A 21,936-nucleotide genomic window follows, 5' to 3' on the forward strand; every position below is an offset into this window, starting at 1 on the left:
CAGGCCCAGCGCCGCGCCCAGCGAGACCCAGGGCCCGCGCGCGGTGCCCAGACCCGCACGCAGCGCGCCCAGGCAGGCCAGGCACAGCAGGGCCGGCAGCAGCAGGCTCTGGAAAGCGGGGTGGTGGACGAAGGAGGCCATCGCGGGCTGGCGGGACCGGGGTCCGCCATCATCCCACCGGCCCGCGCGGCTGCAAGGCCGGGCCGATCACCGCGAGGGTGGACGAGGCCGTGGCCACCAGCCGCCCGCTGGCCGCTTCCAGCAGACGGGCCTGGGCGAAAGCCAGGGCCTTGCCGCAGCGGTCCACGCTGCCGCTGGCGCGGTAGCGGCCGAGCGGCGCGGGCCGCAGGAAGGCGGTGCTCATATTCGTGGTGGCGCAGCTGCCTTCGGGCGGCAGTCGCGCCAGCGTGGCAAAGGCCATGGCGAAGTCCAGCATGGCGCTGAGCGCGCCGCCCTGCAGCACGCCCGTGCCTTGCACGAACAGGGCCTGGGGCTGGAAATCGATGGACACCGTGCCGGCTTCGCGGTCCAGCGCCACCAGCGTGGCGCCCAGGGCCAGGGCCATGGGGTTGGAGTCCACGGGCAGGGGCCGGGCGCCCTGGTCGAGGAAGCGCTGGATGAGCGCCTGGTCGGGGTTGCCGAAGCGGCTGGGGTTCATGGGGCGGGCTGGTCGCACACGGCGCGCGCGATGACTTCTTTCATGATTTCCGAGGTGCCAGCGTAGATGCGCTCGATGCGGGCGTCGACGTAGGCGCGGGCGATGGGGTATTCGGCCATGTAGCCGTAGCCCCCGTGCAGCTGCAGGCAGGTGTCGGTGACCCGGCCCAGCAGCTCCGAGTGCCAGAGTTTGCCCGCCGAGGCGTCGACCGCGTCCAGCCCGCCGTCCAGGTGGCGGGCGATGAGCTGGTCGCAGTAGGCCCGCCCGGCCTGCAGCTCGGCCCACAGGCCGGCGAGCTGGAATCGGGTGTTCTGGAAGTCGGCCACGCGCTGGCCGAAGGCCTGGCGCTGCTGCGTGTAGCGCACGGTGCCTTCAAAGGCCGCCTCGGCGCGCGCCTGGCACTGCACGGAGACCAGCAGGCGCTCCTGCGCGAGCTCCCGCATGAGGTAGCGAAAACCCTGGTTGGCCTCGCCCAGCAGGTGGTCCGCCGGCACGCGCACGCCGTCGAAGAACAGCTCGGCCGTGTCCTGCGCGTGCTGGCCGATCTTGTGCAGCTTGCGTCCGCGCGAAAAGCCGGGCGTGTCGGCCGTCACCACGAACAGCGAGACGCCGCGCGCGCCGCGTTCGGGCTCCGTCTTGCAGGCCACCACGACCACGTCGGCGTGATGGCCGTTGGTGATGAAGGTCTTCTGGCCGTGGATCACCCAGTGATCGCCGTCGCGCTCGGCCCGGGTGCGGATGCGCGCGAGGTCGCTACCGGTACCGGGCTCGGTCATGGCGATGGCGCCGACCCGCTCGCCGCTGGCCATGCCGGGCAGCACGCGCGCCTTCAGCGCGGGCGTGCCGTGGTGGGCGATGTAGGGCGCCACGATCACCGAGTGCAGTGGAAATCCCGGGCCGGTGGCGCCGATGCGGCCCAGTTCTTCGCAGACGATGAGGTCGTACAGCAGGTCGGCGCCCGGGCCGCCGTCGGCTTCGGGCAACCAGGCGCACAGCAGGCCCAGCTCGCCGGCGCGGCGCCACAGCTCGCGCGGCACGCCGTGCGCGGCCTCCCAATCGGCGTGGTGGGGCGCGATCTCGCGTTCGCAGAAGCGGCGCACCTGGTCGCGAAAGCTCTGGTGCTCGGGGCCAAACAGCGGCCGGCTGGCGTGGGGCATGGACAATCTCCTCGGGTGGTTGGCTTGAAACTGCTATTTTGTCAATTTTGGTTGACAAATACGACGGCTCTGCCACGCTCGCCCACCGAGTCCCGAGGAAACCCATGCCCAAGACCCCGACCGCCACCCCGCACAAGCAGTTGCTGCGCCACCTGCTGATGGCCCGATCCGACTGGATGGAAGCGCGCGTGGTGCAGGGGGCCCACCTGGAGGGCTACCCGCACCTCACCACCGCCATGAACCGCCTGTTCGCGCAGTTGGGCGGGCGCCCGCTGGGCCTGTCGGAGCTGGCGCGCCGGCTGGGCGTGTCGCGCCAGGCCGTGCACAAGCTCGCGCTGGAGGCCGAGCGCCTGGGCCTGGTGGAGTTCGTGCCGAGCGAGGAGGACGGCCGCGTCAAGCTGCTGCGTTTCTCGCAGAAGGGCTGGCGCATGTCCGAGGAAGCCGCCGCCGCCTTCGTGCGCATGGAGGAGGAGCTGGCCCGCCACATCGGCAAGGACAACGTGGAGGAGCTGCGCCGCATCCTGGCCTTGCCCTGGCCGGAAATGGGCGCGCCAGAAGGCGATTGACGGGCGACTAGGGAAAGCCCTGGCGCCGAAGCGCCCCAGGCGGGTTGACGCGTCCGGTGGACGGTTTGAGAATCCATTAAGTCAACCAAGGTTGACAATTTGAGTTCATCACACCGGAGACAAACCCATGCCCCTTCACCGCCGCCACCTCCTCGGCGCCGCCGGCGCCGGCTTGCTGCTGGGCGCCGCCCCCCTGGCCCGCGCCCAGGCCGCCGACACCGTGCGCCTCTTTGTCGGCTTCCCGGCCGGCACCACGCCCGACACCCTGGCCCGCAAGGTGGGCGAGAAGCTGGTGCAGGCCGGCCACGCCAAGGCGGTGGTGGTGGAAAACCGCGCCGGCGCGGGCGGCCAGCTCGGCGTGACCGCGCTCAAGGGCGCGCCGGCCGACGGCAGCCACTTGCTGCTCACGCCCATGTCCATGCTGGGCGTCTACCCCTTCACCTACAAGAAGCTGCCCTACGACCCGGCGGCCGACGTGACGCCGGTGAGCATGGGCGCCAGCTTCGACTACGGCATCGCCGTGGGCCCGGGCGTGCCGGAGAGCGTGAAGGACATCCCCGGCCTCATGGCCTGGTTCAAGGCCAACCCGGCCAAGGCCAACATCGGCTCGCCGGCCACCGGCTCCACGCTGCACTTCACCGCCGTGACGCTGGGCCGCGCCGCGGGCGTGGAGGTCACGCACGTGGGCTACCGGGGCTCCACGCCGGCACTGCAGGACCTCATCGGCGGCAGCCTGCCCGCGCTGTGCTCGCCGCTGGGCACCTTCCTCAGCCACATGACGCCCAACAGCAAGCTGCGCCTGCTGGCCAGCTCGGGCGCCAAGCGCAGCCGCTTTTCGCCGCAGGTGCCCACGCTGGCGGAGCAGGGCTTCAAGGATCTGGTGTTCGACGAGTGGTACGGCTTCTACCTGCCCGCCAAGGCGTCCGACGAGGCGGTGCGCCGCCTCAACGCGGCCTTGCACCAGGCGCTCAAGGCGCCCGAGGTGATCGAGACCCTGCACAGCGCGGGCATGGAGTCCAGCCCTTCGACGCCCTCGGAATTGGCCGCCGCACTGCAACGCGACATCAAAATCTGGGGGCCGATCGTCAAGTCCATCGGGTTCACGGCGGACAGCTGAGCGGCACCACCACCCACTTCCCGGGCGCACCGCACGCCCGGGACCAGCCTACGGAGACAAGACCCCCATGCTCAAACCCGGCCTGATGATGGACCGCCCGCTGCTGATCTCGGGCCTGTTGGAACACGGCGCCGCGCAGCACGCCACGCAGGAGGTGGTGTCGCGCGAGACGCACGGTCCCACGGTGCGCCTGAGCATCGCCCAGATCGCGCGGCGCGCGCGCCAGCTCGCCAACGCGCTGCGCGGCCTGGGCCTGCAGCCCGGGGACGCAGTCGCTTCCATCGCCTGGAACAACCACCGCCACCTGGAGGCCTATTACGCCGTCTCGGGCAGCGGCATGGTGATGCACACCTGCAATCCGCGCCTGCACCCCGAGCAGTTGGTCTACATCCTCAACCACGCCGAGGACCGCGTGGTGCTGTTCGACAGCACCTTCGCGCCGCTGGTGCAGGCCATCGCGGCGAAGTGCCCGCGGGTGCTGGCCTGGGTCTGCCTGAGCGAGCGTGAGCACCTGCCCGACACGCCGAGCCCGGCGGCGGCCACGCCGCTGGCCTACGAGGACCTGATCGCCGGCCAGCCCGACACCTTCGACTGGCCCGAGTTCGACGAGAAGACCGGCGCGGTGCTTTGCTACACCTCGGGCACCACCGGCCACCCCAAGGGCGTGCTGTATTCGCACCGCTCCATCGTGCTCAACGCCACCACCGCCTGCCTGCCCGACGTGCTGGGCCTGTCCACGCGCGAGAGCGTCCTACCCGTGGTGCCCATGTTCCACATCAACGCCTGGTGCATTCCGTACGCGGCCATGGTGGCGGGCGCGCGCATCGTGCTGCCCGGCCCGCGCCTGGACGGCGCCAGCCTGTATGAGCTGATGGAGGCCGAGAAGGTGACCATCAGCGCCGGCGTGCCCACCATCTGGATGGGCCTGCTGCAGCACGTGGAGCAGGGCGGCCTGCGCTTCTCCACCATGCATCGCACCTGCGTGGGCGGCTCGGCCATGCCGCGCGCGCTGATCGAAAAGTTCAACGAGGCCTACGGCGTGGAGGTGCGCCACGGCTGGGGCATGACGGAAACCACCGCCATCGCCACGCTCAGCAACCTGAGCGCCGCCGACTGGGAGCGACCGGCCGACGAGCGCCACGCCATCGTCGCGCGCCAGGGCAAGGTGGTCTCGGGCATCGAGATCAAGGTGGTGGACGAGCAGGGCGCCACGCTGCCGCGCGACGGCGTGTCGCAGGGCGAGCTGATGGTGCGTGGGCAGTGGATCGTGGAGCGTTACCACAAGGCCGATCGCACGGCCCTGGTGGACGGCTGGTTCCCCACCGGCGACATCGCCACCATCGCGCCCGACGGCGTGATGACCATCCGCGACCGCACCAAGGACGTGATCAAGAGCGGCGGCGAATGGATCAGCTCCATCGACCTGGAAAACGCCGCCGCCGGCCATCCGGCGGTGGCGCAGGCGGCGGTCATCGGCATCAAGCACCCCAAGTGGGACGAGCGTCCCCTGCTGCTGCTGGTGCGCAAGCCCGGTGCCGCGCTGGAGAAGCCCGAGATCCTGGCGTTCCTGGCCGAGCGCGTGGCCAAGTGGTGGGTGCCGGAGGACGTGGTCTTCCTCGACGCGCTGCCCGTGGGTGGCACGGGCAAGGTGCAGAAGAACGAGCTGCGCAAGCGCTACGGGGGCGTGTTCAGCGGCGGCTGAGGCCGGTGCGAACCGTCAGAAGCTGGCCCAACGCTCCGGGTCCACGCGGCGGGACCGGCGGCGCAGGCGCAAGGCGCCGACCAGCGCCACCACGGCCAGGCCTTCCGCGCCCCACCAGGCCAGCCGCCCCGTGCGCCAGGCAGCGACGGCGAAAGCCAGGCACAGGAGCACACCGGCGAACAGGGTCAGCGACAGGGACTTGAACGGGTTCGGCATGGGAGGCTCCGGCGGCGACGGGTGTTGGCGCCGATCATGGTTTCCCCCCGTGACAGCGGCAACACACCGGGCGGCGGCGCCGATTGCATATGAAACAATCCGCTGGATGGACCGGGCCTGGGCCCGCCCCCGGCCCACCCGCCGCATGTACCTACCGCCCCAATTCGCCGCCAAGGACCCCACGATCGCGCTCGAGCTGATGCGCGCGCACCCCTTCGCGCAGCTCATCTCCACCGACGATGAGGGCTTTCCCTTCGTCACGCCGCTGCCGCTGCACGTGCTGGAAGAGGGCGGCGGCCTCACCCTGCTCGGCCATGTGGCGAAGCCCAATCCGCAGGCCGAGCACCTGCGCGCCCGGCCTCAGGCGCTGGTGGTGTTCAACGGCCCGCAAGCCTACCTCACGCCGCGCGTCTACCCCGACCTGCAGCGCGTGCCCACCTGGAACTACCTGACAGTGCAGGCGCGCGTGCAGGTGGGCTTCATCGAGTCCTTCGAGGACAAGGACCGCCTGCTCAAGCACCTCATCCACGACCACGACCCAGCCTACGCCGAGCAGTGGCGTGGCCTGCCCGAGGACTTCCAGCAGAACATGATGAAGGGCATCCACGCCATGGAGCTGCGGGTGCTGGAACTTCGCTGCAAGGTGAAGCTCAACCAGCACCGCCGCGAATCCCACGCGGCGATGCTGCGCCTGTACGAACAGGGCGGCGAGCAGGCGCAGGCCCTGGCGGGCTGGATGCGCCGGCTCGGCCTGGGCACCCCCGACACATGAACGACCGTTCCGCGATGTTCCGCCGGCTGGCCGCGGGCGCGCTCGGCGCCGCGCTGGCCCCGCTGGCCTCGGCGCAAGGCGCCACCCCCGCTTCGGCCGCCTCGACTGGCGCCGCGCCGGCCGGCCTCGCCACCACCAGCGCCGTCGAGCGCCTGGTGAACCTGCCGCCGCCGGCCAGTGCCCTACCGCCCGCCCGGCCCACGCCCAACCCCACCCCGTTCGACGTGGCGGCGGCCGAGCTGCGCTGGCGCAGCAGCCTGCAGGCCTTTGCCGAACAGGACCGGCTGGCCCGTCCGCCGCCCGGTGGGGTGCTGTTCGTGGGCAGTTCCTCCATCCGCCTGTGGGACAAGCTGGAAGCGGCCTTCCAGCAGCAGCCGGTGGTGATCAAGCGCGGCTTTGGCGGCTCGCGCCTGGCCGACTGCGTGGCCTTCGTCGATCGGCTGGTGCTGCCCTACCAGGCGCGCCAGGTGGTGCTCTACGCCGGCGAGAACGACCTGGACGAAGGCGCCACGCCGGCCGAGGTGCTGTTGCGCTACGAGCGCTTCGTGCAACAGGTGCTGCAGGCGGCGCCGAACACGCGCATCGCCTTTGTCTCGATCAAGCCCAGCCCGGCGCGCGAGGCGCTGCTGCCCGCGATACAAACCACCAACCGGCTCGTCAAGGCCTACACCGAAGGCCACCCGCAGCTCGATTTCATCGACGTGTACGGCGCCATGCTGGACGAGGCCGGGCGGCCGCGGCCCGACCTGTTCGGCGCCGACCGCCTGCACCTCAACGCCACGGGCTACGGCATCTGGCGCGAGCTCATCGCGGCACGCCTGAAGCTCTGACACGGCGAGCCGCCGCCCTGCCGCTCAGCGCAGCGCGCTGGCCAGGCGTGGGCGCCGGCGGCCGCCCTGGTCGCGCCACTGCGCCGCCAGGGCCACCGCGAACAGGCCGGCGAAGGCGGCGGCCAGCAGCAGGGCGTCGGTCTGCCGGGGCCGCAGGGTCTCGACCGAGCCGAAGAAGGCCAGGGTGAACAGCACGATCACCAGGTGGGCGCAGAACACCGGCAGCGACTGGCGGCCCAGCAGCTCCAGCGGGCGCGGGCGGGGCAGCGCCCGCCACAGGGGCGCACTGGCCAGCAGCAGGACGACCAGGGCCGCGCCATTGAGCAGGCGCAGCTGGCCCAGGGACCACTTGTCGAACAGCGCGGCCACGGCCGGCACGCCGGGCATCGGGTCCTGGCCCACCATGTGGCGCCAGAGCAGGGTGCTGCCGGCCAGCAGCAGCGCCGGTCCCCAAAGCCACCAGCGCACGCGCGGCCAGGGCTGGCGGCGCGTGCCCAGGCACAGACCGCCCACCCACAGCAGCTGCCAGGCGAAGAGGTGGAAGGCCCCCATGTCCTTGTAGGGCACGGGCCAGCCGGCCGACGCCGCCAGCCCGTGCAGGGCCGCGCCCAGGCCCCATTGCTCGGCCAGCCACAGCAGCAGGCTGGCGCAGAGCAGGCCGCGCCAGCCGTGGCGCCGGCCGTGCGCCAGCAGCCAGGGCGTGATCAACATGAACAGGATGTAGAGCGGCAGCACGTCCAGCAGCGGCGGGTTGTGCAGCAGCACCAGGGCCGCGCCCACGGCGCTGGCGGGGGCGATGAAGAAGTACTCCAGCAGGCCGGTGACGCCGCCCTGGTGGCGCACCACGCCCAGCCAGGCGATCAGGGTGAAGGCCAGCAGCAACAGGGCCAGCTGGCACAGGTACAGGCGGCCCGCGCGCCGCCACAGGCCGCCGCGCAGTTCGGCGAAGCTCTGCCGCTCGGCGCGCGCCCCGTACACGCGCCCGGCCAGCAGGGCCGACAGGAAGACGAAGCCCTCCGCCGCCGAGACGAAGCCGAACGGCTGGCTCAGCACCGGCGAGAAGCCGGTCGGCATGTGGGTGAGGGTCATGAGGACCAGCATGAGGCCGCGCAGCGCGTCGAGCTCCCACTGCCGGCCGCTCGCGCGGGGGGCGGTCATTTGTTGAGGGTTTTCCCTGGGCAACCCAGGATCATGCCAGAGCGCGAGGGCCCCAGGGGGCATTCGGCGCGCTCGCCTACACTCGCCCGCATGACGCCGAGCCCGGAACGCGACGAAGCCTTCATGCGCCTGGCGCTCGACGAAGCCCGCGCCGCCGCCCAGGCCGGCGAGGTGCCGGTGGGCGCGGTCCTGGTGAAGGACGGCCAGGTGATCGCCACCGGCCGCAACGCCCCCATCGCCTCACACGACCCGAGCGCGCACGCCGAGATGCTGGCCCTGCGCGAGGGCGCGCGGCGCCTGGCCAACTACCGGCTCGATGGCTGCACGCTTTATGTGACGCTGGAGCCCTGCGCCATGTGCAGCGGCGCCATGCTGCACGCGCGGCTGGACCGCGTGGTCTTTGGCGCGAGCGACCCCAAGACCGGTGCGGCCGGCTCCGTGATCGACCTGTTCGCCCAGGCGCCACTGAACCACCAGACCCAGGTGCGGGGCGGCGTGCTGGCCGAGCAGGGCGCCGAGCTGCTGCGCAGCTTCTTCAAGGAGCGGCGAATGAACCCCCACCCCCTGCGCGAGGACGCGCTGCGCACGCCCGATGCCGCGTTCGAGGGCCTGCCCGGCTACCCCTGGGCGCCCCGGTACCTGAGCGACCTGCCCGCGCTGGACGGGCTGCGCCTGCACTACCTCGACGAAGGCCCGCGCAACGCCCCGCTGACCTGGCTCTGCCTGCACGGCAACCCGGCCTGGAGCTACCTCTACCGCCACATGCTGCCGGTGTTCCTGGCGGCCGGTCACCGCGTGATCGCGCCCGACCTCATCGGCTTCGGCAAGAGCGACAAGCCCAAGAAGGACGCGGCCCACCGCTTCACCTGGCACCGCCAGGTGCTGCTGGAATTCGTCGAGCGGCTGGACCTGCGCGACGTGGTGCTGGTCGTGCAGGACTGGGGCGGTCTGCTGGGCCTGACCCTGCCGCCGGCCGCGCCCGGGCGTTACCGCGGCCTGCTGGTAATGAACACCACCCTGGCCACGGGCGACTCGCCGCTGTCGCCCGGCTTCCTGGCCTGGCGCGAGATGTGCGCCAGCAAGCCCGAGTTCTCGGTCGGCCGCCTGTTCGCGCGCGGCAACCCGCAGATGAGCGAAGCCGAGTGCGCCGCCTATGACGCGCCGTTCCCCGACAAGGGCCACCGCGCGGCGCTGCGCGCCTTCCCGCCCATGGTCCCCGAGTTTCCCGACAGCGACGGCGCCGCCGTCAGCCGCGAGGCGCGCCGCTTCTGGCGCGAGCAGTGGCAGGGGCGCAGCCTCATGGCCATCGGCCAGCAAGACCCGGTCCTCGGCGAGCCCGTCATGCGCGCGCTGCGCGAGCAGATCCGAGGCTGCCCCGAACCCCTGCTGCTGGCCCAGGCCGGCCACTTCGTGCAGGAACACGGCGGGCCCATCGCGCGCGCGGCGCTCGCGCATTTTTCATCCCCGAACCCATGAGCCACATCTACATCTACTCTCCCGCCAGCGCCGTGCGCGACAAGGCCGCGTTCCGCCGCGGCGTGCAGCGCCTCAAGGCCTTGGGCCACGAGGTCGAGATCGACACCGACGCCCTGCGTGCCCACATGCGCTTCGCGGGCGACGACGCCACGCGCCTGGCCGCCATCGGCCGCGCGGCGGCCAGCGGTGCCGACGTGGCCCTGATCTCGCGCGGGGGCTATGGGCTCACCCGCCTCCTGCCCGAGCTGCCCTACAAGGCCCTCGCCAAGGCGATCGAAAAAGGCACGCGCTTCGTCGGCCTGAGCGACTTCACCGCGCTGCAGCTGGCGCTGCTGGCCAAGACCGGCGCCAGCACCTGGGCCGGCCCGGCGCTGGGCGAAGACTTCGGCCCCGAGGTCGAGCCCGACGAGATCATGCTGGCCTGTTTCGGCGACCTGCTCGATGGGTCGGCCGAGGGCTCGGGCTGGACGCTGCCGGCGGCCGACGCCCCGGCCCACGCCGCCAAGCCGAAGCGGCACGTGCGCGAGGCCACGCTGTGGGGCGGCAACCTGAGCGTGCTGTGTTCGCTGGTCGGCACGCCATACCTGCCGGCCGTGAAAGGCGGGGTGCTGTTCCTGGAAGACGTGGGTGAGCACCCGTACCGGCTGGAGCGCCAGCTCACCCAACTGCTGCTGGCGGGCGTGCTGGACGCGCAGAAGGCCGTGCTGCTGGGGGCGTTCAACCGCTTCAAGCCGGTGCCGGGCTACGACCGGGGCTTCTCGCTCAAGACCGTGACGCAATGGCTGCGCTCGAAGACCAAGACGCCCATCTACACCGGGCTGCCGTTCGGCCACGTGCCCACCAAAGTGCTTCTGCCCGTGGGCCGCACGGTCGATCTGGTGGTGGAGGGGCGCGACGCGCTGATCTTCTGGGGGCATGAGCCCCATGGGCACCACGGGCATTGAGCCCGGAGGCACCACGGAACCGGCTTCGTCGGGCCGCCGGTGCCGTCCCTTGCGGGGGACGCGCGAAGCGCGGCGGGGTGGGGCTTACACCCGCCGGATGCGCGAAGCGTCGATCAGGGCCTTGGGCACCAGGCCCTGGAACACCGGCGAGAGGCTTTGCACGCGGTGAACCGCCAGCGCCTCGCCGTGCACGCGGCTCAGCACCGCGACCAGTTCGCCGCGCGCATACCAGAGGCTGTGCGCGTCGTGCATGAACTTCAGCCGGCGCTTGAGCGAAGGGTTCAGGCGGGCGCCTTCTTCACCCAGCACGGCCAGCATGGCCTCACGCACCGGCTCCAACTCGTCCTCGTCGTCCGCGCGCGCGCTCGGCCCTAGCAGGGCCGAGATGCTGTTGCGGAGACTGGGCTTGAACCAACGCATGACCGTGAGAGTTCCATCACAGGAAAGGGCTGGCCAGAATACGACCTGAAGCATGTCGATGCAATCGTGCAAGTCTTGATACGGCAAAAAAAACAACAGCAAATCATGTGCTTAGCGCGGGAGTTTCATGGACTACCTCAATTTAGTAATCCTTTTGCACTCATTGTTGGCTGGGTGCCACAACCCGGTCGGCCTTTCGGGGCGCACAAACGCCACTTGCATCGGTTGAGGATGTAACGGTCTGCGAGAACCGCCATGCTCTAATCGCCCGCAGGTTTTCCCAGCCCCATGCCCGAACTCACGATCGCCTTCGTCGACCTCACCGGTAGCACGTCCGTGTTCGAGACACTGGGCAACGACCGGGCCACCAAGGCGGTCACCAAGTTGACGCAGTGGATCGGCGCACGCGGCCAGGCGAACGGCGGTACCGTGGTCAAGATGCTGGGCGACGGGGTGCTGCTGGCCTTCGCCGACAACCGCGCCGCGGTTGATTCCATGGTGCAGATCCAGCAGGAGCACGCCAAGCGCGTGCAGCAGTGGCCGGCCCACCTCAAGCTGCTGATGCAGATCGGCCTGGCGCGCGGCTCGGTGGTGTGGGTGGACGGCGACTGCTTCGGCGACGCGGTGAACCTGGCCTCGCGCCTGAGCGACCTGGCCGGCCCGGAACAGATCTTTGCCAGCGACACCGTCATCCAGTCGCTCGGGCCGCGCTCGCTGGTGCGCAACCGCAGCCTGGGTGCCATGCGCATCAAGGGCAAGGTCGACACCTGCGAGGTGTTCCGCATCGAGTGGCAGGCGGACATGCAGTCCGAGTTCCTCACGGTGCCGGCCGACCTGCACGCCATCACGCCCAAGGACGACTCCGATTTCGCGGGCATCGAGCTCGCCTGGCTGGACGCCACGCGCACCTTCAATTCCAGCGACCTGCCGCTGCGCATCGGCCGCGTGCCCGAGGCCAGCTTCGTGGTGAGCGACCCGCGCGTCTCTCGCATGCACGCCACCATCGGCATGGTCTCCGGCAACTACGTGCTGGAAGACGTGAGCAGCTACGGCACCTGGGTGCGTTTCGCGGGCAGCGAGTCGGTGGTGCAGTTGCGCCGCCAGGACTGTGTGCTGCACAGCGACGGCGAGATTTCCCTGGGCGCGCCGTTCTCCGATTTCAGCGCCCCCACCGTGAGCTTCAAGCTCATGGACGGCAGCATGGCGCTCGCCCGCAGCGCCGCCGCCAGCGCGCGCTGAGCGCACTGGGCGCGCCGCGCGCCTGCGTGACAGCACCCGCGCCGCCGGGTCATCGGACGGGGTTTATCCTCGCGGCTCCTCATAAGAAGCCCGAGAGACAAACACCATGCGCTGGATCCGCCGCCTCGCCACCTTCATTGGCCTGCTGCTCGTGCTCGCCGCCGCCCTGGGGCTGTGGTACGCCCGCCAGACCCTGCCGCGCACCGACGGGCACCTGCAGGTCAGCGGCCTGGGTGCGCCGGTGCAGGTCAACCGCGACGGCAGCGACGTCACCCACATCCTGGCCCAGAACCCGCGCGACGCCTGGATGGCGCTGGGCTACGTGCACGCGCAGGAGCGCGGCTGGCAGCTGGCCTTCAACCGCGCGGTCATGCGCGGCACGCTGTCCGAGTTCCTGGGCCCGGCCACGCTGGAAACCGACAAGCTCATGCGCACCCTGGGCATTCGCCAGGTGGCGCAGCGCCAGCTGGCCAAGCTGCCGGCGGACGTCAAGGCCGCGGTGGAGGCCTACAGCGCCGGCATCAACGCCTTCTTCGCCAGCGGCGAACAGGCGCTCACGCCCGAGTTCCTGCTGTTGGGCGTGAACCCGCGCGAAGAGGCCCTGCGCGGCGCCTGGTGGGACCCGGCCGACAGCGTGGGCTGGTCGATCATGATGGCGCTGGACCTGGGCGGGAACTGGGGCAACGAGTTCGCCCGGCTGACGGCGCTGCAGGTGCTGGACACCCCCGCGCTGTGGGAGCTGTTCCCGCCGTACCCGGGCGAGGCGCCCGCCGCCAGCGCCGACCTGGGCCGGCTGTACCGCGAACTGGGCGTGTTCAACAAGGCCAACGGCACCGCCACCTCGCAGGCCCCGGCGGCCCCGCAGGCCGGCTGGCGCGAGCGCATCGCGCTGGACCTGCGCGACTGGGCCGATGGCTTCGGCTTCAACGAAAACAAGGGCTCGAACAACTGGGTGGTGGCCGGCTCGCGCACCCAGAGCGGCCAGCCGCTGCTGGCCAACGACCCGCACCTGGGCCTGAGCGCGCCCGCCATCTGGTACTTCGCGCGGCTGCAGGCGCCCGACGCGGGTGGCCTCAAGGGCATGGACGTGATCGGCGCCACCCTGCCGGGCACGCCCTTCGTGGTGCTGGGCCGCACGGCCGGCGTGGCCTGGGGCTTCACCAACACCGGGCCTGACGTGCAGGACCTCTACCTGGAACAGATCAACCCGGCCAACCCCGGCGAGTACCGCGTGCCCTCGGCCGGCACCGAGCCCGCCTGGGAACGCTTCACCGTGCGCGCCGAGACCATCCGCGTGAAGGGGCAGGCCGACGTCACACACCTGGTGCGCGCCACGCGCCACGGCCCGGTGCTGAGCGACGCCCAGGCCCAGCACGGCAAGGTGCTCGACACCACGCGCTTCGTGCTGGCGCTGCGCTGGACCGGGCTCGACGACGAGGACAACGTGTCCGCCACGCTGGCCTCCAACCGCGCGCAGAGCGTGGAGGAACTGCTGGCGGCGTTCTCCACCTTCCGCGCGCCCATGCAGAACATCGTGATGGCCGACCGCACCGGGCGCATCGCCTACAAGGCGGCCGGGCGCGTGCCGCTGCGCGCGGCCGACAACGACATCCGCGGCGTGGCCCCGGCGCCGGGCTGGGAGCCGCGCTACGACTGGACCGGCTGGCTGCCGTACGCCGACACGCCGCAGGACGATGGCGCGCGCGGCTGGATCGCCACCGCCAACCAGCGCATCCACGCGCCGGACTACCCGCATTTCCTCACCCAGGACTGGGCGCCGCCATACCGCCAGCAGCGCATCGAGACCCTGCTGGAGGCCACGCCCAAGCACGACGTGGCCAGCATGCGCGCCATCCAGGGCGACCAGCGGGCCGAGGCCACGCTGCGCCTGCTGCCGCACCTGTTGAAGGCGCCGTCCACGCATTCGCTGGCCGAGGCCGCGCGCGCCGCGCTGCAGGGCTTCGACGGCGTGATGCGCGCCGACTCACCCGCGCCGCTGATCTACAGCGCCTGGATCGACGAGTTCACGCGTGGCGTGATCGGCCAGCGCCTGGGCAAGGAGCGCTTCGAGTCCCTGTACGGCAAGCGCCTGTTCCGCCAGGCGGTGGAGGGCTTCCTGGAGAGCGACAACCGCGCCTGGTGCGGCGTGCAGGGTTGTCCGCACGCGGCGGGCGAGGCGCTGTCGCGCGCACTGGACAGGCTGTCGGCCCAGTACGGCGCCGACGTGGCCGCCTGGCGCTGGGGCGAGGCGCACCCGGCCATCTCGGCGCACCGGCCGTTCTCCAACGTGAAACCGCTGGCCCGCTTCTTCGAGGTGCGCGAGCCCACCGGCGGCGACCCCTTCACGGTGAACGTGGGCCAGTACCACCTGGACAAGGCCGACGCGCCCTTCGCCAACCGCCACGCGGCCAGCCTGCGCGCGATCTACGACCTGGCCGACCTGGACCGCTCGCTGTTCATCTACCAGACGGGGCAGAGCGGCAACGTGTTCTCCAGCCGCTACCGCGACATGAGCGCGACCTGGCTGGCCAACAAGCACCGCACCCTGAGCCTGAAGCCGCCCAAGTGGGCGAGCGAGCTGTCGCTGACGCCCTGACTACTTCAGGTTGCCCTTGAGGAACTGGGCGAGCCGTTCGCTCTTCGGGCTGGCGAGCACCTCGCGCGGCACACCCTGTTCCTCGATGCAGCCCTTGTGCAGGAAGATGAGGTGCGAGGACACCTCGCGCGCGAATCCCATCTCGTGCGTCACCACCAGCATGGTGCGGCCTTCCTCGGCCAGCAGGCGCATCACGCGCAGCACCTCGCCCACCAGCTCCGGGTCGAGCGCGGAGGTGGGTTCGTCGAACAGCATCACCGCCGGCTCCACCGCCAGCGCGCGCGCGATCGCCACGCGCTGCTGCTGGCCACCGCTCATGTGCGCGGGGTAGCGGTCTTCCACGCCGCTCAGGCCCACGCGCTCCAGGTACTTGCGCGCCGTCTGCACCGCCTGGTCGCGCGGCACGCCCAGCACGTGCACCGGCGCCTCGATGATGTTCTGCAGCACCGTCATGTGCGCCCACAGGTTGAAATGCTGGAACACCATGGCCAGGCGCGTGCGCAGGCGCTGCAGCTGCTTCGGGTCGGTGGCGTGCAGCTCGCCGTGGCGGTCGGGCGCGAGCTTGAGTTCCTCGCCGCCGAGCACGATGCGCCCCGCGTTGGGCTTCTCGAGCAGGTTGATGCAGCGCAGCAGCGTGCTCTTGCCCGAGCCCGAACTGCCGATCAGGCTGATGACGTCGCCCGCGCGCGCCTCGAGCGACACGCCCTTGAGCACCTCGTTGGCGCCGAAGCGCTTGTGGATGTCGTGCACGGCCAGCAGCGGCGCGGAAGAAGGGGTGGGGGCATTCATGGGAGCGGGGCAGGGTCAGGCACCGAGCAGGTGGCCGGTGCGGAACGGGGTGGCGCCGGCGATCTTGCCGATCTCGCCGCCGGCGACGACGTAGCGCTCGCCAATGGCCGCGTAGAGCACGCCCGCGACACCGGCGGTGATCCGGTGCACGCGCGAGGCGCCGGGCGCGGTGGGGTCGATGACCTCGGCCACCACCTCGCCGACGGCCAGGGTATCGCCTGGGCGCACGCAGAAGGCCACCACGCCGGCCACCGGGCTGTGCAGGGTCTGCGAGCCAGCCAGCGGCGTGGCCTCGCAGCTCGGCCGGGGGATGGCGGGGGCGGGCCCATCGAGCACGCGCAGGTGCAGCAGGTAGTCCATCAGGGCCTTGGCGTCGATGCGCGCGTTGTCGTGCGAGACGTCGGCCTCGCCGCGCAGCTCCACCGTGGCGCTGGCGCAGGCCTGGGGCAACGGGTGGTGGATGCCCTGCGCGCGCAGGCGCTCGGCCAGTCGCCACCACAGGCCCGAGAGGGTTTCGTCGAAGGGCTCGCCACCCGAATCGCGCGCCAGCAGCACGGCGCGGCAGCCCAGCAGCCAGGCCAGTGGCGCCAGCGGGGCCCAGCAGGCCTCCTCGGCGTACAGGTGCAGCGCGGCTTCCCAGTCGCAGTGCAGGTCCAGCACCACGTCGGCGTCGTGCGCCAGCAGGAAGAGCTGGCGGCGCAGGCTGTCCAGCTCGGTGGCGGGCCGCCAGTCGCGCAGCCAGCGGGTGGCGGCGGCGCGCACCAGGGCCACGTTGGCCTGCGGGTCGGGGCCCAGGCGGTCGCGCAGCTCGTCGAACAGCGCGTCCGCCAGGTTCGGGTAGTGGCGATTGAAGTTCTGCGACGTGCCGAATTCGAAGCGGCCCATGGCGCGGTGGTTGAGCCGCTGCGTCAGGCCGATGGGGTTGGCCGCCGGCACCAGCACCACCTGGCCGCGCAGGCGGCCCTCACGTTCGGCGGCCTCCAGCTGGGGGCGCAGGTGGTGCGCCACCAGCATGCCGGGCAGCTCCTCGGCGTGCAGGCTGGCCTGCAGGTAGACCTTGGGCCGGGCGTCTTCGGCGCCATAGCGGAACGACACCAGGTGCTTCTGGTGGCCCAGGCTGGGACTCAGCAGGGGGTGTTCGGTCCGTTCCATGCGCTTCCTGTCAGTGCGTGCGCGGCGCCAGGTGGGCGAGGAAATGCCGCTCGCCGAGCTTGAACAGGCCCACCAGGGTGAAGGTGATGGTGAGGTAGATGCCGGCGGCGAAGAGGTAGGCCTCGAACGGCAGGTAGTAGTCGGAGTAGATGCGGCTGGCGGCGGCGGTCACGTCCAGCATGGCCGGCACTGCGCTGGCCAGGCTGGTGCCGTGCAGCATCATCACCACCTCGTTGCTGTAGGCCGGCAGGGTGCGGCGCATGGCGCTGGGCAGCACGATGCGCCGCAGCGCCTGCCAGCGGCCCATGCCCATGGCCTGCGCGGCCTCGATCTCGCCCGGCGCCGTCTCGCGGATGGAGCCCGCGAGCATTTCGGCCGTGTAGCCGGCGGTGTTGAGGGCGAAGGCGAGCAGGGCGCAGAAGAAGGCGTCCTTGAACATCGTCCAGGGCCAGATGTCGTCCCAGCGCGCCTGGATCCAGTCGAGCTGGGCCAGGCCGTAATAGATCATGTACATCTGGATCAGCAGCGGTGTGCCGCGGATCACGTAGGTGTACGCGCCGACCAGCCAGCGCAGCGGCGCCGGCCCGTGGGTGAGCGCCAGGGCAAACACCACGGCCAGCACGCCGCCGATGGCCAGGCAGGACAGCAGCAGGCTCAGCGTGGTCAGCACGCCCTGGCCATACATGGCGAGGTGGGCCGGTTCGAAGATGACTTCCCAGCGCATGGTGTCAGTGGGTCAGCCGCTTGACGCCCAGGCTGAAGCGCCGGTTCACCCAGCGCAGCGCCCACAGCGAGACCGTGGTGTAGACGAGGAACAGCGCCGCCGCGAACAGGAAGAAGGTGAAGGGCTCGCGCGTGGCCGCGCTGGCCTGCTTGGCCAGGTAGGTCATCTCGTGCAGGCCGATCAGGCTGACCAGGGCCGTGGCCTTGATGAGCACCAGCCAGTTGTTGGTGAAGCCCGGGAGCGCGTAGCGCACCATCTGCGGCGCGGTGATGCGCACGAAGGTGCGAACGCGGCCCATGCCGAAGGCCCAGGCCGCTTCCATCTGCCCGCGCGGGATGGCCAGGATGGCGCCGCGGAAGGTCTCCGTCATGTAGGCGCCGTAGATGAAGCCGATGGTCAGCACGCCCGCCGCGAAGGGGTTGATGTCCACCGAGCGGCGGCTGCCCAGGGCCTCAAGCAGGTGGTTCAGGCCGATGGTGCCGCCGTAGAAGATGAGCAGCATCAGCACGAGTTCGGGCACGCCGCGCACCACGGTGGTGTAGGCGGTGGCCAGCCAGACGAGCGCGCGGCGGCCCGACAGCTTGGCCGCCGCGCCCGCCAGGCCCAAGAAAATGGCCACCACGAGGGCGGCCAGTGAGACGCCCACCGTGAGCAGGGCGCCTTGCAGGATGGACTGGTAGTAGCCGGACAAACCGCGCTCGGTGGGCTGACCGCTTACTTGCCGTAGACGTCGAAGTCGAAGTACTTCTTGGCGATCGTCTCGTAGACGCCATTGGAGCGGATCGTCTTGATGGCCGCGTTCAACTCGTCCTTGAGGGCGGTGTCGTCCTTGCGCAGGGCCACGCCCACGCCGGTGCCGTAGTACTTGGGATCGTCCAGCACGGGGCCCACGAAGCCGTAGTCCTTGCCCTCGGGCTTGCGCAGGAAGCCGCCGTTGACCTCCACCTGGTCGGCCACGGTGCCGTCGAGGCGGCCGGACTTGATGTCCAGGTAGACCTGGTCCTGGGCCTCGTAAGGAACGATGCTCACGCCCGCGGGCTTGAGCTCGCCCAGGGCGTACTTCTCTTGCGTGCTGCCCTTGAGCACGCCCAGCTTCTTGCCCTTGAGCGAGGCCGGGTCGGTGTAGGCGGTGCCGTTCTTCACGACGATGCGGCTGGGGGTGAAGTAGTACTTGTCGGTGAAGTCCACGACCTTCAGGCGCTCCTCGGTGATGGACATGGAGCTGATGATCGCGTCGTACTTCTTGGCCTGCAGGCCGGGGATCATGCTGTCCCAGACCTGTTCGACGTAGACGCACTGGCGCTTGATTTCCTTGCACAGGGCGTCGGCGATGTCGACGTCGAAGCCGGTGGGCTTGCCGTCGGCGGTCTTGAAGGTGAAGGGTTCGTAGGTCGGGTCGATGGCGACCTTGAGCTCGGGCAGGGCGGCCGGAGCGGGCGCTGCGGCCGGCGCGGCGGCGGGCGCGGGAGCGGCTGCCGGGGCGGGGGCCTCCTCTTTCTTGCCGCAGGCCGAGAGGGCCAGGGCGCCGGCGAGGGCGGAATACAGGGCAAGGTGCTTCATGAGAAATCTCTCGGTTGCCGCCCGCCCGGGCCATCCGGGCGGTGCGAAGTAGGCGGGATTGTAGGTCTGAGCTCCTGGAGGGCTGGCTCCAAAAAGGGCGAAGTTTCCCGGGGCCGGTGGCGCCTGCGGGACGTCAGCAAGATGCAAGCCAGACGGCCGTTTTCCCGCCATGAGCGGAACCCGCCGTCCGCGCCACCGGCGATACATTCGTTCATCCCAATATGCTGAACCGGCCAGGGTGTCTGGCCACCGCACCGCCACCATGCCACTGCCCACCCGACTCATCGCCCTTCTGCTTCCCCTGTTGATGGCCAGCGCGGCGCAGGCCGCGGAACCGGAGTACACGCTGGCCGTCAGCGAAGGCACCTCGGGCGGGCTGGACCACGCGCGCGCCACCGCCAAGTACGCCGGCCTGGCCGAGGCCCTGGGCCGGGCGCTGAAGGGCAAGGTGACGGTGGTGTTCGCGCGCGAGTTCGCGCTGCTCGAAGACGGCCTGAAGGCCAAGCGCTTCGACCTGGCGCTGGCCCGGCCCAGCGACTACCCGGCGCGCGCCATGCGCGACAACGGCTACCGCTTCGTCGCCAGCGCCAAGCCCGAGGGGCAGTGCCTGATCGTCACCCGCAAGGATTCGCCGCTGAAGAGCCTCGAGGACGCCAAGGGCAAGCGATGGGTGCTGCCCGAGCAGGTGTCCTACATGTCCCGTTTCTGCCATGCCGAGCTGCGCGACCGGGGTATTGCGCTGAAGAACGAAAAGCTGCAGTACGTGCGCGAGCAGGGCGCCGTGCAGTTCTACCTGGAACACAAGCTGGCCGACGTGGGCGGCGTGGCGTCTTACTCGGGCGTGGCGCGCTCTTTGGACAAAGGCGGCCTGCGCGTGCTGCACAGCAGCGTGACGCAGCCGTACTCTCCCATGGTCGCCGGCCCGCGCCTGACGGCCGAGCAGCTGCAGGCCGTGCAGGCCGAACTGCGCGCCATGGACCAGGCCGACGCCGGCCGCGGCGTCCTCAAGACCCTGGGCATCCAGGGCTTCGACACCGGCACCGGGCCGCGCGTGCTGAGCCTGCTGGAGTGGCTCGGGACCTGAGCGGGTCCGGGCCCCGGGGGCGCCGGGTGTAGCCTTGCGGCTCCCACCAGGAGTCCCACCCCATGACCACCTTGCTTGGACTGTCCGGCAGCCTGCGCGCCGGCTCCTTCAATACCGCGCTGCTCAAGGCCGCCCAGTCCGCCGCCGGCGCGGACACCCCCTTCGACGCCGCCACCGTGCACGGCGTGCCGCTGTACGACGGCGACCTGGAGCAGGCCAGCGGCACGCCGCCGGCCGTGCGCGCCCTGAAGGAGCGCATCCTGGCCGCCGACGGCCTGCTGCTGGTTTCGCCCGAATACAACAACGGCATCCCGGGCGTGTTCAAGAACACCATCGACTGGCTCTCGCGTCCCACGCCCGGCCTGCCCGACGTGTTCCGCGACCGGCCGGTGGCCGTCATCGGGGCGTCGCCCGGGGGCTTCGGCACGGTGATGGGCCAGGCCCATTGGCTGCCCGTGTTGCGCACCTTGGGCGCGCAGCACTGGAGCGGCGGGCGCCTGATGGTGTCGCGCGCCGGCTCGGTGTTCGGGGCCGACGGCGCGCTGCTGGACGAGGCGATCGCCCGCCAGCTGGCCGACTTCGTGCAGGGCTTCGCGCACTTCGCAGCCGCGGCGGCGCGCGGCCACTGAGCCTTCAGCGCCGCCAGCCGCGCAGCAGCAGGGCGTTGCTCACCACGCTCACGCTGCTCAGGGCCATGGCGGCGCCCGCCACCATCGGGTTGAGCAGGCCGGCCGCCGCCAGCGGGATGCCGATCACGTTGTAGGCGAAGGCCCAGAACAGGTTCTGGCGGATCTTGCGGTAGGTGCGGCGCGAGATGTCGATGGCGTCGGCCACCAGCGCCGGGTCGCCACGCATCAGCGTGATGCCGGCCGCGTGCATGGCCACGTCGGTGCCGGTGGACATGGCAATGCCCACGTCGGCCGAGGCCAGGGCCGGGGCGTCGTTGATGCCGTCGCCCACCATGGCCACCGCATGCCCGCCCTGCTTGAGCTGGCCGATGATGCCGGCCTTGTCGGCGGGCAGCACCTCGGCCTCGATGCGGGCGATGCCCAGGCGCTGGCCCACGGCCGCCGCGCTGCCGCGGTTGTCGCCGGTGAGCATGACCGTGCGCACGCCCATGCCGTGCAGGCGTTCCACGGCGCGTGCGGCGCTGGCCTTGGGCGCGTCGCCGAAGGCCAGCAGGCCGACCAGGCGCGGTGCCTGCGTCACGTCGGCCAGCCAGGACACGGTGCGGCCCTCGTCCTGCAGGCGCTGCGCCTGCGCGGCCAGGGCCGCGGTGTCCACGCCCAGCTCCTGCATGAAGCGCGGGCTGCCCAGGCGCAGCGCGTGGCCGTCGACCTCGGCCGACATGCCGCGGCCGGGCACCGCGCTCACCTGGCTGGCCGGCAGTGGCGTCAGGCCGGCGGCCTGGGGCGACTCCAGCACGGCGCGCGCCAGCGGGTGTTCGCTGCCGGCCTGCAGTGCCAGGCTCCAGGGGATCAGGCGCTCTTCCTGGCCCGGCGCGGCCAGGGCGGCCACCAGCTGGGGCCGGCCCTCGGTCAGGGTGCCGGTCTTGTCGAAGGCCACGGTGTCCACCCGGTGCGCCACCTCCAGCGCCTCGGCGTCCTTGATCAGGATGCCCTGGCGCGCGGCCACGCCGGTGCCGGCCATGATGGCCGTGGGCGTGGCCAAGCCCAGCGCGCAGGGGCAGGCGATCACCAGCACCGCCACGGCGTTGAGGATGGCGCGCTCCCAGTCGCCCGTGAGCACGCCCCAGCCGACCAGCGTGATCAGCGA

The 21,936-nt window shown here is 71.1% G+C and carries 22 protein-coding genes; 11 read left to right on the top strand and 11 right to left on the bottom strand.

The features are described from left to right. Positions 1-169: 169 nt before the first annotated feature. Together BGO22_RS02745 and BGO22_RS02750 are read right to left on the bottom strand one after the other, a co-directional pair. Positions 170-658, bottom strand: a complete 489-nt coding sequence (locus tag BGO22_RS02745; RefSeq protein WP_070398477.1) for a PaaI family thioesterase — start codon at positions 656-658, stop codon at positions 170-172. Then, a complete protein-coding gene (locus BGO22_RS02750; RefSeq protein ID WP_070398476.1) occupies positions 655-1,815 on the bottom strand; it encodes an acyl-CoA dehydrogenase family protein in 1,161 nt (386 codons plus the stop codon). The genes BGO22_RS02745 and BGO22_RS02750 overlap by 4 nt, the downstream gene beginning before the upstream one ends. 104 nt (positions 1,816-1,919) lie before the next feature. Here BGO22_RS02750 and BGO22_RS02755 point away from each other — a divergent pair, with 104 nt between their 5' ends. The 3 genes from BGO22_RS02755 to BGO22_RS02765 all read left to right on the top strand — a co-directional run bounded on the left by BGO22_RS02755 (position 1,920) and on the right by BGO22_RS02765 (position 5,200). Further along, on the top strand, positions 1,920-2,381 hold the full coding sequence (locus tag BGO22_RS02755) for a MarR family winged helix-turn-helix transcriptional regulator (RefSeq protein WP_070398475.1): 462 nt from the start codon (positions 1,920-1,922) through the stop codon (positions 2,379-2,381). A 127-nt stretch (positions 2,382-2,508) separates the two neighbouring features. Continuing rightward, positions 2,509-3,498 (top strand): Bug family tripartite tricarboxylate transporter substrate binding protein, encoded by a 990-nt coding sequence (locus BGO22_RS02760; RefSeq protein ID WP_070398474.1) that lies wholly within the window; start codon positions 2,509-2,511, stop codon positions 3,496-3,498. 67 nt (positions 3,499-3,565) lie between these two features. Next, positions 3,566-5,200: a long-chain-fatty-acid--CoA ligase gene (locus BGO22_RS02765; RefSeq protein ID WP_070398473.1), complete on the top strand. Its 1,635-nt coding sequence runs from the start codon at positions 3,566-3,568 to the stop codon at positions 5,198-5,200. 15 nt (positions 5,201-5,215) lie between these two features. Here the strand turns inward: BGO22_RS02765 and BGO22_RS02770 are convergent, their stop codons facing one another. Beyond that, positions 5,216-5,416 (bottom strand): hypothetical protein, encoded by a 201-nt coding sequence (locus tag BGO22_RS02770; RefSeq protein ID WP_070398472.1) that lies wholly within the window; start codon positions 5,414-5,416, stop codon positions 5,216-5,218. A gap of 145 nt (positions 5,417-5,561) precedes the next feature. On the opposite strand from BGO22_RS02770, the gene BGO22_RS02775 reads away from it, so the two are divergent. Further along, on the top strand, positions 5,562-6,188 hold the full coding sequence (locus BGO22_RS02775; RefSeq protein WP_070398727.1) for an FMN-binding negative transcriptional regulator: 627 nt from the start codon (positions 5,562-5,564) through the stop codon (positions 6,186-6,188). Beyond that, positions 6,185-7,018 (top strand): SGNH/GDSL hydrolase family protein, encoded by an 834-nt coding sequence (locus BGO22_RS02780; protein ID WP_070398471.1) that lies wholly within the window; start codon positions 6,185-6,187, stop codon positions 7,016-7,018. Before BGO22_RS02775 ends, BGO22_RS02780 begins: the two co-directional genes overlap by 4 nt. Before the next feature lie 24 nt (positions 7,019-7,042). Here the strand turns inward: BGO22_RS02780 and opgC are convergent, their stop codons facing one another. Continuing rightward, positions 7,043-8,176, bottom strand: coding sequence for an OpgC domain-containing protein (opgC, locus tag BGO22_RS02785; protein ID WP_070398470.1), 1,134 nt, complete (start codon positions 8,174-8,176; stop codon positions 7,043-7,045). Between the two features lie 90 nt (positions 8,177-8,266). Here opgC and tadA point away from each other — a divergent pair, with 90 nt between their 5' ends. Together tadA and BGO22_RS02795 are read left to right on the top strand one after the other, a co-directional pair. Continuing rightward, on the top strand, positions 8,267-9,652 hold the full coding sequence (tadA, locus tag BGO22_RS02790) for a tRNA adenosine(34) deaminase TadA (protein WP_070398469.1): 1,386 nt from the start codon (positions 8,267-8,269) through the stop codon (positions 9,650-9,652). Beyond that, the gene (locus tag BGO22_RS02795; protein WP_070398468.1) at positions 9,649-10,596 is read left to right on the top strand and encodes an LD-carboxypeptidase; all 948 of its coding nucleotides are present in this window, start codon (positions 9,649-9,651) and stop codon (positions 10,594-10,596) included. The genes tadA and BGO22_RS02795 overlap by 4 nt, the downstream gene beginning before the upstream one ends. Before the next feature lie 84 nt (positions 10,597-10,680). Here BGO22_RS02795 and BGO22_RS02800 read toward each other — a convergent pair whose 3' ends face one another. Next, positions 10,681-11,016, bottom strand: a complete 336-nt coding sequence (locus tag BGO22_RS02800; RefSeq protein WP_070398467.1) for a hypothetical protein — start codon at positions 11,014-11,016, stop codon at positions 10,681-10,683. Positions 11,017-11,304: 288 nt separating this feature from the next. On the opposite strand from BGO22_RS02800, the gene BGO22_RS02805 reads away from it, so the two are divergent. Together BGO22_RS02805 and BGO22_RS02810 are read left to right on the top strand one after the other, a co-directional pair. Then, positions 11,305-12,255, top strand: a complete 951-nt coding sequence (locus BGO22_RS02805) for an adenylate/guanylate cyclase domain-containing protein (RefSeq protein ID WP_070398466.1) — start codon at positions 11,305-11,307, stop codon at positions 12,253-12,255. Between the two features lie 106 nt (positions 12,256-12,361). Beyond that, complete coding sequence (locus BGO22_RS02810; protein WP_070398465.1) at positions 12,362-14,851, top strand: penicillin acylase family protein; 2,490 nt, start codon at positions 12,362-12,364, stop codon at positions 14,849-14,851. On the opposite strand, the gene BGO22_RS02815 is transcribed toward BGO22_RS02810, so the two are convergent. From BGO22_RS02815 to aotJ, 5 genes are read right to left on the bottom strand one after another with little or no spacing between them, the layout of a single operon-like run. Beyond that, complete coding sequence (locus BGO22_RS02815) at positions 14,852-15,640, bottom strand: ABC transporter ATP-binding protein (protein WP_070398464.1); 789 nt, start codon at positions 15,638-15,640, stop codon at positions 14,852-14,854. Positions 15,641-15,655: 15 nt separating this feature from the next. Continuing rightward, positions 15,656-16,792, bottom strand: coding sequence for a succinylglutamate desuccinylase/aspartoacylase family protein (locus BGO22_RS02820; protein ID WP_070398463.1), 1,137 nt, complete (start codon positions 16,790-16,792; stop codon positions 15,656-15,658). Between the two features lie 10 nt (positions 16,793-16,802). Next, positions 16,803-17,516, bottom strand: a complete 714-nt coding sequence (locus tag BGO22_RS02825) for an ABC transporter permease (RefSeq protein ID WP_070398462.1) — start codon at positions 17,514-17,516, stop codon at positions 16,803-16,805. Between the two features lie 4 nt (positions 17,517-17,520). Next, positions 17,521-18,207, bottom strand: coding sequence for an ABC transporter permease (locus tag BGO22_RS02830; protein ID WP_070398461.1), 687 nt, complete (start codon positions 18,205-18,207; stop codon positions 17,521-17,523). A 23-nt stretch (positions 18,208-18,230) separates the two neighbouring features. Further along, on the bottom strand, positions 18,231-19,076 hold the full coding sequence (gene aotJ / locus BGO22_RS02835; protein WP_139146980.1) for an L-arginine-binding protein AotJ: 846 nt from the start codon (positions 19,074-19,076) through the stop codon (positions 18,231-18,233). 262 nt (positions 19,077-19,338) lie between these two features. Here aotJ and BGO22_RS02840 point away from each other — a divergent pair, with 262 nt between their 5' ends. Further along, on the top strand, positions 19,339-20,160 hold the full coding sequence (locus tag BGO22_RS02840; RefSeq protein WP_070398725.1) for a phosphate/phosphite/phosphonate ABC transporter substrate-binding protein: 822 nt from the start codon (positions 19,339-19,341) through the stop codon (positions 20,158-20,160). 62 nt (positions 20,161-20,222) lie between these two features. Continuing rightward, positions 20,223-20,789, top strand: coding sequence for an NADPH-dependent FMN reductase (locus BGO22_RS02845; RefSeq protein ID WP_070398460.1), 567 nt, complete (start codon positions 20,223-20,225; stop codon positions 20,787-20,789). A 4-nt stretch (positions 20,790-20,793) separates the two neighbouring features. On the opposite strand, the gene BGO22_RS02850 is transcribed toward BGO22_RS02845, so the two are convergent. Continuing rightward, the coding region (locus BGO22_RS02850) for a heavy metal translocating P-type ATPase (protein WP_286848779.1) at positions 20,794-21,936 on the bottom strand (1,143 nt) is incomplete at its 5' end.

The sequence above is a fragment of the Hydrogenophaga sp. 70-12 genome (assembly GCF_001897365.1).
Lineage (GTDB): Bacteria > Pseudomonadota > Gammaproteobacteria > Burkholderiales > Burkholderiaceae_C > Hydrogenophaga > Hydrogenophaga borbori.